This is a genomic window from Mesorhizobium waimense (assembly GCF_003601975.1).
Classification (GTDB): domain Bacteria; phylum Pseudomonadota; class Alphaproteobacteria; order Rhizobiales; family Rhizobiaceae; genus Mesorhizobium; species Mesorhizobium waimense.
The window spans coordinates 1-1,510 of the sequence record NZ_QZWZ01000150.1; the positions used below are offsets into that span (position 1 = coordinate 1).

A 1,510-nucleotide genomic window follows, 5' to 3' on the forward strand; every position below is an offset into this window, starting at 1 on the left:
CTCTCGATGTCGCGGAAGATCGACGCGACAGCCAGCGTCCGCCCTTCGCGCTTGAAGCGCAGGAGACAATCCTTGGCAACAACGTCACCATCGACCGCGATCTCGTCCCATTGCTCGGCATGGCCGACATAATTGACGGGAACGTCGTAATGCTGGCTCCAAAAGAACGGCACGGCGACGAATTTCTCGCGATGGCCGAGCATGTTGAGCGCCGCTGTTTGCCCCTGCCTCTCGGCAACTATCCAATGCTCGACCCGAATGTTCTCGCCACTGTGAGGATCTGGCCAGCGCGCAATGTCGCCGGCCGCGAAAATCCCCGGTGCGCTCGTTTCCAGAAACGCGTCCACCACGACACCGCGCTCGATGCTAAGCCCAGCCCTTTCGGCAAGCCCCATCCGCGGTTTCACGCCGATGCCGGCGACAACAAGGTCCGCCGGCAATGTCTTGCCACTGTTGAGTTTCACCGTGCTGCCGTTGATGCTGCTCGCGGTGTCCTCGAGATGGAACACCACACCATGCTCCTCATGGAGGGCGCGGATGAAGTCGCCCATTTGCGGACCAAGGATGCGCTCCATGGGCCGCTTATCCGGCGCCACGACATGAACCTCGATATCGCGCGAGCGCAGTGCCGCTGCAACTTCCAGGCCAATGAAACTGGCCCCAAGCACGATGGCACTGCGTGCAGTCGTGGCTTGTGCGATGATCGCCTTGCAATCTGCGAACGAGCGCAGCGTGTGGACGTGTGGCTGGTCAGCGCCGGGGATAGTGAGGCGCACCGGTTCGGCACCGGTTGCAAGCAGCAGCCTGTCGTAAGGGGTCCGGCCCCCGTCCGCGAGTACAACTTCGCCAGAGCGTGCATCGATGCTGGCGACAGTCGCATTAAGACGCAGGTCGATGTCGTTTTTTGAGTAAAAGCTTTCTCCGCGAAGCGGAACCCAGTCCTCCGGTGCTTTGCCGGCGAGGTAGTCCTTGGAAAGATTGGGCCGATCGACCGGCGGCACTGCATCGCTGCTGAACATGACGATGCTGCCTTGATAGTGTTCGCGCCGCAGTCTTTCGGCGGCTGCGAAACCCGCCGCACCACCGCCGACTATGGCGATTTTCTCCGGTACCTGGCCGGTGTTGCCACCGCGCTGCTTCGGTGCCGTCCGCTTGCGCTTCTCGCCCACGAATATCCGATCATCGCGCAGTTCCACCGACCAGCAGGCGAGTGGACTGAAGGCAGGGGCGCGCAAGGCTTCGCCTGTGCGCAAATCGAAGCATGCGTGATGCCAGGGACACCGAACGGTATCCTCCACCACAAGACCGTCGACGAGCGGCCCGCCGTAATGCGTGCAGGTCGCCCCGATGGCGAAGACCTCGGTCCCACGGCGCACCAGCAGCACCTCTTCATCGCCGCAATGGCCCACCAGCTTTCCGCCATCGGGAAGCTCGGAGAAAGGGATGCCCTCCACCAGATCCGGTCCGCTTGGTTTGGTATGACCTTCAGCCATTTGCTTCTCCCTGGCGA

1 protein-coding gene is annotated in these 1,510 nt (G+C 62.1%); it reads right to left on the reverse strand.

The genetic code is table 11. The features are described from left to right. On the reverse strand, positions 1 to 1,493 hold a 1,493-nt coding region (locus D3227_RS40285), incomplete at its 3' end, for an FAD-dependent oxidoreductase (protein ID WP_120019455.1). Positions 1,494 to 1,510 lie beyond the last annotated feature (17 nt).